The organism is Cellvibrio sp. pealriver (assembly GCF_001183545.1).
Taxonomy (GTDB): Bacteria; Pseudomonadota; Gammaproteobacteria; order Pseudomonadales; family Cellvibrionaceae; genus Cellvibrio.
Window position 1 is genome coordinate 2,032,800 of sequence record NZ_KQ236688.1, and the last position, 15,507, is coordinate 2,048,306.

A 15,507-nucleotide genomic window follows, 5' to 3' on the forward strand; every position below is an offset into this window, starting at 1 on the left:
AAAACCAACATCTATCGCCATATATTTTTTCAAAACCATTGCCTTGCCCGTATTCATACCATGCTTTAAGTTCTGGGGGATTATCAGCCATTATGCTAAGATCACGCCCGCACATTTGCTGGCTTGTACGGCACTTTTTGCATAAGACTAACATTGGATTTCACCACTCATTAATGGAGCTTGGGATTATGAAAAAAATGGTTTATGGCAGCCTGTTTTTACTGGCGGCTTGTGGCGGCGGTGGTAGTAGTGGTGGTGGAAGCGGTAATGGAGGCGGCGGCGTATTTGGCAGCACGCAGTATGGGACAGCCGCGATTGCCGGATTGTGGGATCTGTCGGAAGAGGTTTCTCCGGGTGTGCGCGACGAGCTTTATTTACATATCGCCAGCGATGGAAAAGGCACCTTTTATGATTACGCGGGCGATACCTATGATGAATGGGGAAATTGTTACTGGATTGATTCCGGATTTGATTTTACTCACGTAGAGAAAAATACTTTTAAATTTGGAACAGTCAATACAATCAATGTTGAAGCTTACGTGACTAACAATAAGCTGACGCTCAAATTACCCGACGTTGGCGACCTTGATGATGACGGCAACACGACGGAAATACTGACCGAAGAAGTGCCAAAAGCAACCAATAAAAATGTCGCAAACTTCAAACCGGAATGTTCTGACTCTATGGCAACAGCCAGATCACTTATTCCAGCCAAAGGTAAAAAGCCTGATGCTGTATTGATGATTAAATAAACCGGATTTTTTCAGGTTAAAGGGCGCACTAAAAATGCGCCCTTTTTAATTGAAAACAACAGTTGTTGAATTAGATAACAGTTTCAAAAACCAGCTAACAACCATAATAAAAAACGCCCGCATAATAAAAAAGGCCCGCATAATAAAAAAGGCCCGCATAACGGGCCAGAGGTCTCAGAGAGACAACACGCAAGACAAAACAATAATCAGGCAATACAAAAGCAATTATGCAGATTTTTGCTCCTGTGATTGCACCATCACACTGGGAAGAAACCAGGTTTCTGCAATTTTGAAATGCAAGTTACCGATCTCCAATTGCAGCTCATCAATGTACTCGTGCAAGCCTGATTGCAATAACCTGTCCAAATCCGCTTCATCTAATTTATGCTGGATGTTCACAATCGCGGCTAATACTTTTTCGCTATTCGGCAAAGCCCATAAACACTGCTCCAACTGTTTTAAGCAGTGGGATACGGCGCGCGGAAAATCCTCGTTCTGCAATAAAAAGCTCACCACTGCGTTGGCATTTACCCGGTCGCGCACGTGTTGGCGATACATTTGGTATGCGCTTAAAGAACGCAGTACACTCATCCAAAGAATGTTGTCGTAAGGCTCCAGTACTTCCGTTCCACCAATCGACAAATGCGGCAATAAATTGACCAAGCCGACATCGACAATACGCGTACTCATATCGGCGCGTTCAAGGTTGCGCCCAATACGGATTAAATCGTAAGCATTGTTGTGACTCATACAGCCCGCCAAAAGCCCGGTAAATTGCTGTACGCTGCTAATCACATGCAGCAACATAATACTACGGTCGCGACGCGAGGTGACTTTTTCGGCGCGGTCGCGGATGTAATGATACAAATCATTAATTAATTCCCATGCTTCCATGGGCATAATTTCACGCGTGATACGCGAATTTTCCCGTGCAAAGCTCAATGAGTTAATTAAAGATGCAGGGTTGTCTTTATCCGCCAGCATAAAATGCACAACGGTTTTTTCATCTGCACTCAAGGTATCTTTTTTAAAATAACTGCCGGTGCCACTGATATCAATCAACGACCCCCAGCCCACACGCACACCACTCGGCAAATCCAATAATAAATTCGAGTTTACATTCACAAGGCGCGCTGTATTTTCGCAGCGTTCCATGTAACGCCCTAACCAATAAATGCGTTCAGCTACACGGGACAACATAATTTAGCCCTCCACCACAATCCAGGTATCTTTACTGCCACCGCCTTGCGATGAGTTCACCACATAAGAACCCTTGCGCATTGCCACGCGAGTTAAACCGCCGGGTGTTACGCAGTGATCTCTGCCTTGCAATACAAATGGGCGCAAATCAATATGACGTGGCTCGGCATTACCCTCTGTGAGAATAGGTGCCGTTGACAATGAAATTAATGGCTGCGCCATATAATTGCGCGGGTTTGCTTTAATGCGTAAAGCAAATTCTTCCAATTCTTTTTTGCTCGCTTGCGGGCCGATAATCATCCCGTAACCGCCCGATTCATTGGCAGGTTTCACTACTAATTTATCGAGATTTTGCAACACGTAATCGCACTGTTTTTTATCGACACACAAATAACTGGGAACATTCGGCAGAATGGGCTCTTCACCCAAATAATATTTGATCATGTCTGGCACGTAGGTATAGATGACTTTATCATCTGCCACACCTGCACCCGGTGCATTGGCCAGTGCGACATTACCTTTTAGCCATGCGCGCATGAGCCCGCGCACGCCCAATACTGAATCAGGATGAAACATTTCAGGATCAAGGAATAAATCATCAATACGGCGATAAATAACATCCACACGTTTCAAACCATCAATACTGCGCATGTAAACGCAGTCATCGCTATCCACCACTAAATCATTACCTTCAACCAATTCAACGCCCATTTGCTGCGCAAGGTATGAATGTTCGAAATACGCAGAGTTATAAATACCTGGCGTGAGCACCACAATTTCCGGGCGGTCTGATTTACGCGGCGAGAGCGATGCAAGTGTGTCAAATAATTGATTGGGATAATCGGTGACTGGGACTATGTTGTGGTTTTCAAATAATTCTGGAAAAACCCGCTTGGTGACTTTACGGTTTTCCAACATGTAAGATACACCGGAAGGCACACGCAGGTTATCTTCCAACACAAAAAACTCTCCTTTGTTATCGCGAATTAAATCGCTACCGCAAATATGTGACCACACACCATACGCGGGTTTCATGCCGATGCATTCTTTGCGGAAGTTGACTGAATCCTCAAATAAATAAGAAGGTACAACCTTATCTTTGATAATTTTCTGGTCGTTATAAATATCGTTGATAAATAAATTCAGCGCCGTTAATCGTTGGATCAAACCGCGCTCGGTTTTTTGCCATTCACGTTGCGGGATGATGCGCGGAATAATATCGAATGGCCATTCACGGTCGATGTTTCCTGCATCGCTATATACCGTAAACGAAATACCCATGGTTTTGATTGCAAGCTCAGCAGAGAGTTTTCGCTCTTGCAATTCTTCTCCGGAAAGAGAGGCCAGATACTGCGCAAGGTGTTTGGTTTCAGGACGGGGGTTGCCGGGCGAGCTAATTAATTCGTCGTAAAAATTGCCAGAATGATAATTCTGCCAATCAATTTTCATTTCACTCATGGTGACTTCCTTAAGCATGCGCGGCCTCGCTTTATTGTCTCTATAAAGAGGAGTTTCTCTGAGCGTCGGGTTCTAGTTGTCTTGTTGTTATAGCGCTCACTGAAATTCATCCCTGGTTCCATTTCTCCACTCCCGGAAGACTTTCAGCGAGCTACGCCCCTAATCTTGCAAAAGCATTGCCAACTAACTTGAGCACTCCAAAACCTAACACAACTATCCGTTACATCCCGGTCATTCCACTCTGGCAACGCTAACAATAATTAGCGATCCCAAGTCGCACGCTGTATTTGCAAGGTCAGTTAGCCGCCGATTTATGAGACACGAGGGATTTATCGCCTAAAAATTCTGTTGCTTTAGGCTGAATATTTTCGCGCACCTAAAGAGCTCACGGCTTTACCCGAAACCACCCTGCAATACTTTGGCGTGGACGGCTCGCTGGAAGAACCTCATGGGGAAATTCCTCACTTAAAAACAGCACCAGCCTGCCGCATTCTGGTGCAACACGGACTAACTCGTCCGTGCCTGCTTCATCATAGAGCACCAATTCACCACCCGCTGCAAAATCCCAATCCGCATTTAAATAAAACACGCTGGAGACTTTGCGGCCCGGTTTTCCACGAAATGCATCGCTGTGTTTCTTATAAAAAGCGCCGGGGTTATAACGTGCAAAATGCGCCTCATAATCGCATAACCCTAAAAACAGACGCTGGTTGAGTGCAGCGCGCAGTTTATCCATGGCGGATAAAAATTCTGTGACAGCAGGTTCGCCCGCTTCCAACCACTCAATAGCATCGCCACGCACAGTGTCATTGAGCTGGAAATCGTCATTGCGACCAACACCCGCACGTTTCAGCTGGCCATCTTTGCCACTGATAAGCTCGATAAGTCTTTGCGTAAGTGCGTCCGGCAGGGCTCCGTCCAGAATAATAAACCCGGGGCCCGCGAGCGCATCGGCAATTTCATCGTACTTTTTTTCAAGGCACGATGTAGCTTCAAGAAGGCTCTTGTTGTGGGAATCAAACCTGCTGTTAGACATAAACACCATCGTTCATTTTAAAAAGGATTACATGATTGACCAGATTAGCCATTATAGGCTTGATCCATGTCAATTCGTTTGGCTGCGCTGGTTTTTACTATAACGACTCCACAGTAACAGGTAGGCGTTATGCGCAACTTTGAACAACCTCTTGAATGGGACTCGCTGCTAATTCACCGCTATGATTTGGCGGGGCCACGGTATACCTCCTACCCGACTGCGCCACAATTTCGCGAAGCATTTAGCCAGTCTGCGCTGTTCCGTGCAATTGTGCGCAGCAATCTCGCGCACCGGCCGCTGTCGTTGTACTTTCACATTCCGTTTTGTGAAAGTCTTTGTTACTACTGCGGCTGCAATAAAGTTGTCACCCATAACAAAAGCCGCGCGCTGCCTTATATCCAGCGCATGATCCAGGAATTATCGCTTTACGCCGATTTATTTGAACCGGGTAAACAAGTGCAACAAGTACACTGGGGCGGAGGTACACCTACCTTTATTAGCGATGATGAAATGTCATTACTTATGAACGCGAGCCGACGTTTATTTTCGTTTGCTGATGATGAATCGGCCGAGTTTTCAATTGAAATTCATCCGGGACAAATAGCGCCTGACAGACTGCGACATCTTCGCAAACTGGGATTTAACCGGATCAGCATGGGCGTACAAGATTTTGATCCGCATGTGCAGCGCGCCGTCAATCGCTTTAATACTTACGAGCAAGTCGCAGACCTGACACGCGCGACGCGTGAACATCAATACCAATCGATCAGTATGGATTTGATCTACGGTTTGCCGTTGCAAAACCAACAGTCATTGCACAATACTTTGCAGAAAGTGATTGATTTGGAGCCGGATCGTTTATCGCTATTTAATTATGCGCACATGCCACATTTATTCAAAAGCCAAAAAATGATTAGCGAAAGCGAGCTGCCATCGCCCGCTGAAAAACTGGATATGCTGCAACACGCGATTGAGACTCTGCAAGTGGCAGGTTACGTTTATATCGGCATGGATCACTTTGCCAAACCCAGCGACCCACTTGCTATTGCACAGCAACAAGGAAAATTACAGCGAAATTTTCAGGGATATTCGACGCATGGCAATTGCGATTTACTAGCGCTGGGCGTGTCGTCCATAAGCATGATCGATAATGTGTACGTGCAAAACGCAAAGGACTTAACCACCTATCAGCAAAAAATGGATATGGGATTACTGCCCATCATGAAAGGCTTTAGTTTGAATCAGGAGGATATTCTCCGGCGCTTTGTCATTAACCAATTAATTTGCCACTTTGAGTTGGCATTTGCAGATGTAATGCGCGAATTTGGAATTGATGCACAAGCACATTTTCAAAAAGAACTTATCCAGCTACAACCTATGCGTGAAGATGGATTATTGAGTATTAACAGCAGCGGCATTTATGTCCATAACAAAGGCCGCTTGTTGATCCGCAGAATTTGCATGGTATTTGATGAATACCTGCAAAAACAGCAGAGCACGGTATCGCCTATTCGCTATTCAAAAATTATTTGACCGGCATTAATTATTAAGATGGTCAGGTAATTTTTTAATCGTGTAAATGTCGTAACGGCTGGATTTTCCTTCCAATTGGTACGAAGGCGTTTGATTATTGAGAAACGGTGCTTTACGTGGACGCTTTACAACAACACGATAATTCACATGCTCAAGCGCCAGCGGTAATAGTGAATCGGCATCCTCATCTTTACCAACAACATCGTGAAACGCAGCCATTTCTTTTTTAACATCGGCACTTTTATTTCGTTCCGGGAACATTGGATCAAGATAAATCACATCGGGAAATGCCGATGTATCCAGTGAAGCCAAATACGCGCCGCTATCCTGTGTAATCAATTGCATACGCTGTAGCACCACTAACAATTCAGGATCATGCTCACGTGCAAACGCTAACGCACGCATCAATCCGTCCTGCAATAAAATCTGCACGACCGGTGAACGCTCAAGCAGCGTAACGGGGCAGCCCAAACTCGCCAATACAAAACTGTCTTTACCTAAACCTGCGGTTGCATCCAATACACGCGGGTAACAACCCGATTTAATACCGACTGCTTTGGCAATCATCTGCCCTTTGCCACCACCAAATTTCCGGCGATGATCAACCGAACCTTCTGTAAACTCCACCAGAATAGGGCCAGGAGCCTTGCGCCCGGTTTGCTGCAACACTACACGCACGTCATCAACAAGCAGTACGAATTCAGCGCTGGTGATTAAGTCTGGCGATTGGTCGCGCAACAAAGGAATTTGCAGCTGTGATGCCAGTGATTCAACCCATGCAGCGCGCGCAGAGTCGAGTGATAAGTCATTGCATAAAATAGCGATGTTGGATGAGCAGGACATAACAACCAAGGGCACAGTAAATAGAGCGGCTATTATCTACTGTGCCTTTGTAAGCGCAACTATTTTTCCAATTTAAAGGTCACGCGATCACGCACATCCGGTGTTCTGACGGGATTGCCATCCACCACATTCGGCTTGTACTTCCAGTTTTTAATTGCTTTTAACACGCTGCGATTAAATACGCTCGATGGATGAAACCCGACAACACGAATATTATCGGTAGTGCCTAATTCCGTTACATCAAACATAACATCTACATAACCTTCCACGCCTTTTGCCAACGCCGATTGTGGATATTGCGGCGGTACTTTAATGAAAGGAATCATTTGACCTGTACCGGCTATTCCAACACCGATAGGTGGTTGTTCTATCACAACCGGGCCACCCAAATTTATCGCGGTTGAACCGGGATCAATTTCGATGGGTTCAACCATCGCGATTTTCGGTGGCTGCTCTACCTCAACAGGACGCACAGGTGGCTCATCCATTCTGGTATCAATTGTTGGAGGACCTGCCATAACAACAACCGGAATTTTCGGAGTATCGTCTACTATTTCCACTGGCTGTTCGTTATTGACCAATGCCTGCATCATCCAAAGAAGACAAGCGGTCATCAAAATACCTAAGGGCAAACCTGTAAACATACGGCCGAGCGCGCTTATCTCCTCTTGATCGGCAACGGTTTTATTGAATTGATTAGCGGTTATTGCTTTACTCATGATGACATCCTCAATGTTCGGGCAAAACATGGCCCTGCCCGAGTAAGGGCCATTAAAAACAGCAGGGAATACAGGGTGAAATTTATCGTCGAGAGAAAGACGATGCGGGTATCAATTGGAAATGGTATGTCTCGGTAACACCTTGGACAATCACAGCTTGTCCATCAATGATCTGCGGGCGATAGCGGGATTTTTTAATCGCACCCAACACATTGCGATCAAATATTGCAGAGGGAGAATGGGCGATAATTCGCGGCTCAATAATTTCACCTTCGATGCCTATAGAAAACTCTACTTGTACCCAACCTTCTATTCCTTTTTGAAGCGCCACTGCAGGATATTCCGGCGAAACCAAATCGACAGGCAAATAACCTTGGATTTGAATACGGGGAATATCAGGGCGTACCTGCTCCACTGAGAGTCCACTGGAAAATTCTTGTTTAGTGGGCTTGCTGACAGTGACCCGTGTTGTTTCCAATTGCTCATCCCAATGGGGATATTCTTGTAAAACAGGTTTAATCCGCTGCAGTAATTCCCAACTAAAAGTCTCGACAACAACAGCCTTATCATCATCAACCAGTTTCTTTTCTGCAATTTCCGGCCATTGAATTTCCAACAAAAAATCACTTCGCTGACGCAGCTGCTCTTGTAGTGGCAGCAACTGTACACTGGCCCAAAACACTAATAAAAATACACTGCAAATAACCCAGTACTGAGCCGTCTCCATCGCAACAGGCTGGTGCGAACGCTGTTGATCAAGCAACGCCATAATGCGCCAATAAATAGGAGACTGGCCGCGCATATGTAAACTTTCTGAAGAGTGAGTTGATTCATTTGTATCAGCAATTGCCAATAAATTTTTAGCGTAAACAACATGTTTATCACGCAGTTTAAAAATATAATCATCACATGCGATTTCGGCCTGCTGATAAATTTGCCTGGCAACCCACCAGATGGGCGCTAAAAACCAGAAGCATGCGCAAGTTATTTTTACCAACAATAATGTCAACCAATCCCAACGGGCAATGTGCCCAAGCTCATGAATAAGCGCACTGATTTGCTTGTCTTCATCCCAAACTAAAGCTGCACGAGGTAACATGATAACCGGGTGGAAAAGCCCCCAGGTTTGCGGAGAATTTATCTCGCGATCTATCACAAGTTTAATGGGACGTTGTATGCCAACTAACTCACTGAGTGCATTTAACTGCGCAATCAACTCTTGTGATTTAACAGGCTCAGCTTGGCGTGTTTGCCACCAGAGCCCACCAATCCCCAAAAGCAAATAAAAAATCAAGGTACTGGCAGGCAGAAAATAAATTGCGGTTAGTATTAAAAATTCATGCATTGATGAATGATTGCCGAGCCAGCTATTCATCGCATCCAGCCAGGACACAGGCACTTGAAAAACCGACGCAAAGGCAGGGAACAACGAAATTGAGCCATCGCTTAATCCAATAGTAAGCACCCCCAACAAAAGCACGCTGATTACACCAAGGCTTAGTACAAAGTGTTGCAAGGATGCGGAACGTTTACGCAACAACCACCATAACGCGCTAATGACAAGCAATAAAATAATCGGCTTTATTAGTCCGGAGATAATGAAGCTGGCCATTAGTTGGGTATTCATTTACCACCTTCCAGTACTGTTATTGAATATGATGTTTTTATTGGAGCCGGTATTTTTATTTTGGTAATTGGATATCGCGCGCGGCCTCATCAATCGCCTGCTGCAGCTGCTGTACCTCTGCCTCGCTCAATTTTTCCCGGTTCATACCCAACAGTGCATTAACTGCCGCTGCGGTCGATCCACCAAAAAAAGTTTTTAACAATTTTTGTAACGCCGATGTACGCGCCTCTTCTGCGGCGACTACCGGAAAATAAATATAACGAGGGCCATCCTCGCGAAAATCAACTATTTTTTTCTCAACCAATTTGGCCAGTAGCGCACGAACGGCTGAATAGCTAGGTGCATCCGGAATTGCGGCGCGAACATCCTGTGCTGATAGCTCACCCGCTTCAAATAAGGCATCCATAATTTGTCTTTCACGTCGGCTCAGTTGCGCGGCTGCACTTTTGTCCAAATCATCTAACGTCATTGTTATCACCATTCATTAAAAATGTACTCATCTGGTAATTGGGTTGCCAAAGCTTTCCCATCCCACCTGCTAATTTTTTAGCACCATGCTAATAAAGTAGCACTCACATCACAATGGTCAAGCAAAATATGCTAAAAAATTAGCACACCTTCTTAACCACTTGAAATTTAAGACAATAAAAAAGCCGCCAAGCAATGCTTGGCGGCTTCAGATGACTCAAATAACGCTTACTCGTTAGGAATTAGTTCCAGCTCAACACGGCGGTTTTGTTCGCGACCACTTGGAGTATCGTTGCTTGCGATCGGGTAACGTGAACCATAACCATATGATTGGATACGTGCACTGCTCACTTTCTGGCTTCGTAAATACATGGCTACGCTGTCAGCGCGGCGCTCACTCAGCGGCTGGTTGATTTTGTCGCCGCCGGTAGAGTCTGTATGCCCGGTTACGCGAATGGAGGTTTGGTTAAACTCGGCTAACACTTTTGCAACTGAGTTCAACACATCGAAAAAGTCGGAACGAATGTCAGCACTATTGGATGCAAACGTAATATTACCCGGCATAATCAGGGTTAAATTATTGCCATCACGTTGAACCTGCACGCCAGTACCTTGCAATTCAGCACGCAGTTTGGCCTCTTGGCGATCCATATAATTGCCGACGCCGCCACCAATCACACCACCCAGAACAGCGCCTTTTAACGCACGATCACGACGATCTTTTTTATTATCGCCAGTAGCAGCACCCAATACCGCACCTGCAACAGCGCCAATACCGGCACCTTTAACAGTTTTACTGGTCTTTTGTTCACCGGTATAAGGGTCTGTAGTGGTACAAGCGATCAAGCTCATGGAAAATAATAATGCAATGATATATTTCATGTTGGACTCTCCTGTGGAACAAAAGTAAAAAACATCGTGTCAACTTAACAGACAACAACTTAATGGGAATTGTTAAATAGCAGAACTGAATAAATACTGAATTTCAAATCCAATGATTGCTGTGCAACCCGAACCTTATTAAAGTGCTTATATTAAACACTTATGAAATCAACCTGAGAAAACTCACTATGTATAACAAATTTCCTTTTGTTTTTTGTGGTCTTATCGTCAGTTTTTTAATGACGGGCTGTAAAAATTATTCAGTGAGTGTGAATGAAAATATTGTTTATACACCACCTTCAATATTCAAAAATTACCAATTGGCAGACTCAAAATTACACGATTGTGTTGAACAAACCATTTACGATCAACACATCACCAAAGCGGAAGATTTGAAACGATTGGACTGTAGCGATGCAGGCATTACATCACTTTCAGGGCTGGAAACTTTTTTTGCATTAAAAGAACTTAATTTGGCCAATAATCAGCTAGTTGCTATAGATACCATTGGCCAGTTAGGGCGCTTGGAGAAATTAATGCTGGGAAATAACAAAATCAACAATGCAGCACCGCTGCTGCATTTATTGCATTTGAAACACCTGGATGTAACAAACAATCCACAAATGGGATGCAAGGATTTAAAGCAATTATCACGAAATTTGAACAGCCAAAAACTCGAATTGGCATTGCCGACACAGTGTTTGTAAGTAATATGGGCGCGTTAGCTAGCGCCCCGAACAAACATCAAACCTATCGTGTTACGGAGTTGGTGCACCACACGCATACGCACCGGGTCAGCATTGATAGCGCCGACGGCTTTTTTAAACTTCACCGAAACTTCTGTTCCTACAGGTGGACAGACCTGATTTTCTATTTGGACTTGCGCACCACCATCAGAAATATCTTTAGCAAATCCAATAATCGTTCCGAAGCTGGGATGCGACATTTCAACCCGTACAGAGGTTGATGTACGCTCAAAAACGCGGCGTTCATTCACTGTGAGTTCTCCATTAGTAACTTGCCGTTTATTCATTTGTTTATTGTTGCGCGTGATAATTCATTCACGAATATTGCTGAGTATAGATAGGATTGGACAAAAATCACCTTCCGCATCTGTTAAGAAGAGACTGTCAGCAAAAAGTGAATTTAACGCGCAAATGAAAAGGGGGCTCTAAGCCCCCATTTTCTAATGCCTGAACAGTATCCTTAGAACGTCAAACCAAGGCGCTGACCAACCATTTCGTAAGACTCGACCACATTGCCCAGATTTTGGCGGAAACGGTCTTTATCCAGCTTTTCACGTGTATCTTTATCCCATAAACGGCAGCCATCTGGTGAAAACTCATCACCGAGAATCACTTCGCCTTTATGCAGACCAAATTCCACTTTGAAATCCACCAACAGCATATTGCCTGCTGCAAATAAATCCTTAAGTACTGCGTTGATTTTGAAGGTCAGCTCTTTCATGCGAGCCAATTGTTCCGGTGTAGCCCAGCCAAATGACTGCACATGTGATTCATTGACCATTGGGTCGCCCAAAGCATCGTTTTTAAGAAAGAGTTCAAACGTAGGCGGATTCAAATCCATACCTTCCTGAACTCCCAAGCGACGCACCAACGAGCCTGCCGCTAGATTGCGCACAACGCACTCTACCGGAATCATTTCCATCGTTTTCACCAGGGATTCTGTATCGGATACCAACTTGACGAAATGCGTCGGGATACCCGCTTCCTGCAACTTACCCATAATGAATGCATTGAACTTATTGTTCACCATGCCCTTGCGATCCAATTGTTCGATTCGTTTGCCATCAAAGGCGGACGTATCATTGCGGAACAACATGATCAACAGATCAGGATCGTCAGTTTTATAGATGGATTTGGCTTTGCCTGCGTAGAGTTGTTCGCGCTTTTCCATTGATTGGCCTGCTATTCGAAAGTAAAAAATTAAACTTGTAGTTAAGTAACCGACAACCAGTCAAACCCCTGGTTTTGGCAGGCAAAAGTCACTTGTTTGACCTCTGCCGTGACCGATGCCAAAGCCGCCTGCGCAAGCTCCAGCGAATTATTTTGTTGACTGATGTGCGCCACCACCAAATGCTGCAGCCGCGCACAATTGAGCCGCTGTAAAAACCCGGCAGCTTGCTGATTGCTCAAGTGCCCCCAGAGCCCGCCGACACGTTGTTTTAACGATGGAGGATAAGGCCCGGATGCCAACATAAAAGGATCATGATTAGCTTCAAGCACCATCGCATCCAAATCCTGATAATGCGTTTCTACATGGGAGGTAATACTTCCCAAATCCGTCAGCACCCCCAATCGCAACCCTTCGTATTCAAAAACAAATTGCGCAGGTTCGCGTGCATCATGCGGTACAGCCACAGGAACGACATTTAAATCGTTGAGCACAAAAGGGGTATAGGCCTCGATTAATCGCAAATCCGGTAGTTCACCCAGATCCCTACTCTGCCAGGTCCCCGGTGTCATATAGACCGGTAAACCATAGCGCCGAGCCATAGCCGCAACGCCTTTGATGTGGTCAGTATGCTCATGGGTTACCAATATCGCAGTCAGATCTTCTGCACATTTCCCTAATCGCTCAAGCCGCTGATTGGCTTCTTTGACACTGAATCCGCAATCAATCAAAAGTGTTCCTGCGGCCCACTCAATCAGCGTTGAATTACCGCGACTGCCACTCCCAAGGGATGCAAAGCGCAGGGGGCTTGCCATTTAGATCAGGTTTCTGCGCAGCACGGTTAATAACTCACGAGCCTCATGAGGGCTCAAGCGTTTGCCGTACGGATCACGGATGCGGACAACGAAATTGTTGTTGCTTCCCGTTACGACTATTAAATAACCCGGGGCATCAGGTAATGCTTTTTCTTCGTCACGATCAGAGCGTGGCGCTTTTTCAAAGGCATCACCGGTCAGCATATTGGTTTTGATTTGCTCCAATGAGTAGGGCGTAGTTGGGGCTTTAGGTTCCAAACCAATGCGGAACAAGCGTTTGAGCCAGCCCGGCTTAGCATCTTCCGGATTTATGTAATGGACGTAATAGAGACCTGCATCGATATCCTGGGCAAACGTGGTAAAACCATCGCGTTTGGCTGCATATGTCAGAGTTGCAAAGGCGCGCTGACGATCAAGCTTGATGGTCATCAATGGCTCGTTACCCAACACACCCAGATTTGCTTTTACCGAGCCACCAATCGCCTGCGCGAGTAATGATGTTCCACCTTCAGCTGTTTCACTTGCCAAGGTTGCAGCAAGCTCATCCAACATCCACTTTTCACGCTCTGGATTAACTGAACGACGCGGCCACCCCATAGTAGGAGTTGGTTTTTCAGCAACCGGAACGCTCATATGGGTGATGTGGATTTCAGTAGTCTCAGGCTGTACACCTTGATCGATCTGCAAACGATAACGGTCATAAGTTGATAGATCCGTCTTGAATTGCAACCAACTGGTCTCGATGATGCCTTTACCAATATCGGCTTTGCTAACAGCCAAAGCATTCACATTAAGGAAATTACGGATTCGTGGCCAGACCTCGCCAGGTGCCGCATTCAGCAAAATCCAGCTTTCATTGCCTACTCGCTGTATTTTGACGTTTTCCTGTTCAAGGTTTGCCGATAAGGGCATAGGCCGCGGTACTTCGTAGTCGTCCGCACTGGGGTCAAAGCCAAAGTCAGTCGCAGTAATCGGTGGAATTGGATACAACTCACCCATGGTTTCTGATTTTGTCCCTGCGGGTAACACAAGCGGAGGAATATTATCGGCTTTTAAATAATCACCTTCGCGATTACGAAAAACTCCCTCATCGCCAAAAAACATGCCGCACCCCGATAGAGAAACCCCCAAAGTGGCAACTAGCAGGGTCCATAATGGACGCTTAATATTGATAGACAAAAATGGTTTTGTTGTTATGGTCATTGCGTTAATCGGACTCATGAATCATCTCGTGACAACATGCAACCCAAGGTTCTTTCAGACCCCGGCGAGCTGCATCGCTGATTTAAGCTGTTGGTGATACTGCTCTGACAAGCGTGTCAGTGGCAGGCGAATACCCGATTGGATCATCCCCATATGTTCAAGGGCCCACTTCACCGGAATCGGGTTGGATTCAACAAACATAGCCGTATGCAAAGGCAATAAACGCTCGTTAATTGCGCGCGCTTCATTTGCATTACCTGCCAGAGCCAATTCGCACATACGCGCAATGGCAGCAGGTACGACATTCGCCGTGACAGAAATATCCCCTTTACCCCCTAAAAGAATTAAATCAGCGGCTGTTGCATCATCACCCGAGATAACTGCAAAGCTGGATGGGGCTTGCTCGATCAGTACTTTAGCGCGCTCAAGATCACCCGTTGCCTCTTTGATCCCAACAATGTTAGGCACTTTAGCCAAACGAAGTGCCGTTTCAGGCTTCATATCCACGCCCGTGCGGCCGGGCACATTGTAGAGGATTTGGGGAATGGCGACGGCGCGCGCAATATGAGTATGGTGTAACACCAAGCCTTCCTGAGTGGGCTTGTTGTAATAAGGAGTTACCAGCAGACAGGCATCAGCACCAATATCTTTGGCTGCTTGGGTCCACTCAACCGCCTCTGCAGTAGAGTTAGCGCCTGTACCCGCGATTACCGGAATACGACCATTCACCTGATCAACTACTTTCTTGATTACTGCCAGATGTTCATCAACATTCAACGTGGGCGATTCGCCGGTGGTACCCACGGCAACAATTGCATGAGTGCCCTGCTCCAGATGCCAGTCCACCAACTTATGCAAACTCGCCCAATCGAGGGAATTATCTGCATTCATCGGGGTTACCAGGGCAACCATACTGCCTTGAATCATCGGGAGCTCCGTTAGCTAGCGAAATAAAGTAGCGTTTTAAAGTTGGGGGAATTGAATTGACCAAATACGAAAGGCGACATGGTACTGAGTGGTGCCAGACGAAACAAGCAAAACACTATCAATCACCAGC

At 45.7% G+C, this 15,507-nt stretch carries 16 protein-coding genes; 3 read left to right on the forward strand and 13 right to left on the reverse strand.

Annotated features, from left to right (window positions below; translation table 11 throughout):
• The first annotated feature begins 188 nt into the window (after positions 1-188).
• A complete protein-coding gene (locus VC28_RS08800; RefSeq protein WP_049630320.1) occupies positions 189-752 on the forward strand; it encodes a hypothetical protein in 564 nt (187 codons plus the stop codon).
• Between the two features lie 225 nt (positions 753-977).
• On the opposite strand, the gene VC28_RS08805 is transcribed toward VC28_RS08800, so the two are convergent.
• The 3 genes from VC28_RS08805 to VC28_RS08815 all read right to left on the reverse strand — a co-directional run bounded on the left by VC28_RS08805 (position 978) and on the right by VC28_RS08815 (position 4,446).
• The gene (locus tag VC28_RS08805; RefSeq protein ID WP_049630321.1) at positions 978-1,952 is read right to left on the reverse strand and encodes an alpha-E domain-containing protein; all 975 of its coding nucleotides are present in this window, start codon (positions 1,950-1,952) and stop codon (positions 978-980) included.
• A gap of 3 nt (positions 1,953-1,955) precedes the next feature.
• Positions 1,956-3,401, reverse strand: coding sequence for a circularly permuted type 2 ATP-grasp protein (locus VC28_RS08810; protein ID WP_049632272.1), 1,446 nt, complete (start codon positions 3,399-3,401; stop codon positions 1,956-1,958).
• A 394-nt stretch (positions 3,402-3,795) separates the two neighbouring features.
• Entirely contained in the window at positions 3,796-4,446 is a 651-nt protein-coding gene (locus VC28_RS08815) for a 2OG-Fe(II) oxygenase (protein WP_082191462.1), read from the reverse strand.
• Between the two features lie 129 nt (positions 4,447-4,575).
• Between VC28_RS08815 and hemN the strand changes: the two genes are divergently transcribed.
• The gene (gene hemN, locus VC28_RS08820; protein WP_049630322.1) at positions 4,576-5,979 is read left to right on the forward strand and encodes an oxygen-independent coproporphyrinogen III oxidase; all 1,404 of its coding nucleotides are present in this window, start codon (positions 4,576-4,578) and stop codon (positions 5,977-5,979) included.
• A 6-nt stretch (positions 5,980-5,985) separates the two neighbouring features.
• Here hemN and VC28_RS08825 read toward each other — a convergent pair whose 3' ends face one another.
• The 5 genes from VC28_RS08825 to VC28_RS08845 all read right to left on the reverse strand — a co-directional run bounded on the left by VC28_RS08825 (position 5,986) and on the right by VC28_RS08845 (position 10,518).
• The gene (locus VC28_RS08825; protein WP_049630323.1) at positions 5,986-6,822 is read right to left on the reverse strand and encodes a class I SAM-dependent methyltransferase; all 837 of its coding nucleotides are present in this window, start codon (positions 6,820-6,822) and stop codon (positions 5,986-5,988) included.
• Positions 6,823-6,881: 59 nt separating this feature from the next.
• Positions 6,882-7,541, reverse strand: coding sequence for an energy transducer TonB (locus VC28_RS08830; protein WP_049630324.1), 660 nt, complete (start codon positions 7,539-7,541; stop codon positions 6,882-6,884).
• Positions 7,542-7,623: 82 nt separating this feature from the next.
• Positions 7,624-9,168: a M56 family metallopeptidase gene (locus VC28_RS19290; protein ID WP_082191464.1), complete on the reverse strand. Its 1,545-nt coding sequence runs from the start codon at positions 9,166-9,168 to the stop codon at positions 7,624-7,626.
• Positions 9,169-9,223: 55 nt separating this feature from the next.
• Positions 9,224-9,637 (reverse strand): BlaI/MecI/CopY family transcriptional regulator, encoded by a 414-nt coding sequence (locus tag VC28_RS08840; RefSeq protein WP_082191465.1) that lies wholly within the window; start codon positions 9,635-9,637, stop codon positions 9,224-9,226.
• Between the two features lie 227 nt (positions 9,638-9,864).
• Positions 9,865-10,518 (reverse strand): YiaD family glycine zipper/OmpA-like lipoprotein, encoded by a 654-nt coding sequence (locus VC28_RS08845; protein ID WP_049630325.1) that lies wholly within the window; start codon positions 10,516-10,518, stop codon positions 9,865-9,867.
• A gap of 188 nt (positions 10,519-10,706) precedes the next feature.
• On the opposite strand from VC28_RS08845, the gene VC28_RS08850 reads away from it, so the two are divergent.
• Complete coding sequence (locus VC28_RS08850) at positions 10,707-11,225, forward strand: leucine-rich repeat domain-containing protein (RefSeq protein ID WP_231591682.1); 519 nt, start codon at positions 10,707-10,709, stop codon at positions 11,223-11,225.
• Between the two features lie 14 nt (positions 11,226-11,239).
• Here VC28_RS08850 and VC28_RS08855 read toward each other — a convergent pair whose 3' ends face one another.
• The 5 genes from VC28_RS08855 to dapA all read right to left on the reverse strand — a co-directional run bounded on the left by VC28_RS08855 (position 11,240) and on the right by dapA (position 15,377).
• Positions 11,240-11,515 carry a PilZ domain-containing protein gene (locus VC28_RS08855; RefSeq protein ID WP_049630326.1) on the reverse strand — a complete coding sequence of 92 codons (276 nt, stop codon included), beginning with the start codon at positions 11,513-11,515 and terminating at the stop codon, positions 11,240-11,242.
• Between the two features lie 209 nt (positions 11,516-11,724).
• Positions 11,725-12,435 carry a phosphoribosylaminoimidazolesuccinocarboxamide synthase gene (gene purC / locus VC28_RS08860; protein ID WP_049630327.1) on the reverse strand — a complete coding sequence of 237 codons (711 nt, stop codon included), beginning with the start codon at positions 12,433-12,435 and terminating at the stop codon, positions 11,725-11,727.
• A gap of 41 nt (positions 12,436-12,476) precedes the next feature.
• Positions 12,477-13,247 (reverse strand): MBL fold metallo-hydrolase, encoded by a 771-nt coding sequence (locus VC28_RS08865; RefSeq protein ID WP_049630328.1) that lies wholly within the window; start codon positions 13,245-13,247, stop codon positions 12,477-12,479.
• On the reverse strand, positions 13,248-14,468 hold the full coding sequence (bamC, locus tag VC28_RS08870; protein ID WP_231591683.1) for an outer membrane protein assembly factor BamC: 1,221 nt from the start codon (positions 14,466-14,468) through the stop codon (positions 13,248-13,250). It lies immediately after the preceding gene.
• 36 nt (positions 14,469-14,504) lie between these two features.
• Positions 14,505-15,377, reverse strand: a complete 873-nt coding sequence (gene dapA / locus VC28_RS08875) for a 4-hydroxy-tetrahydrodipicolinate synthase (RefSeq protein ID WP_049630329.1) — start codon at positions 15,375-15,377, stop codon at positions 14,505-14,507.
• Between the last annotated feature and the right edge of the window lie 130 nt (positions 15,378-15,507).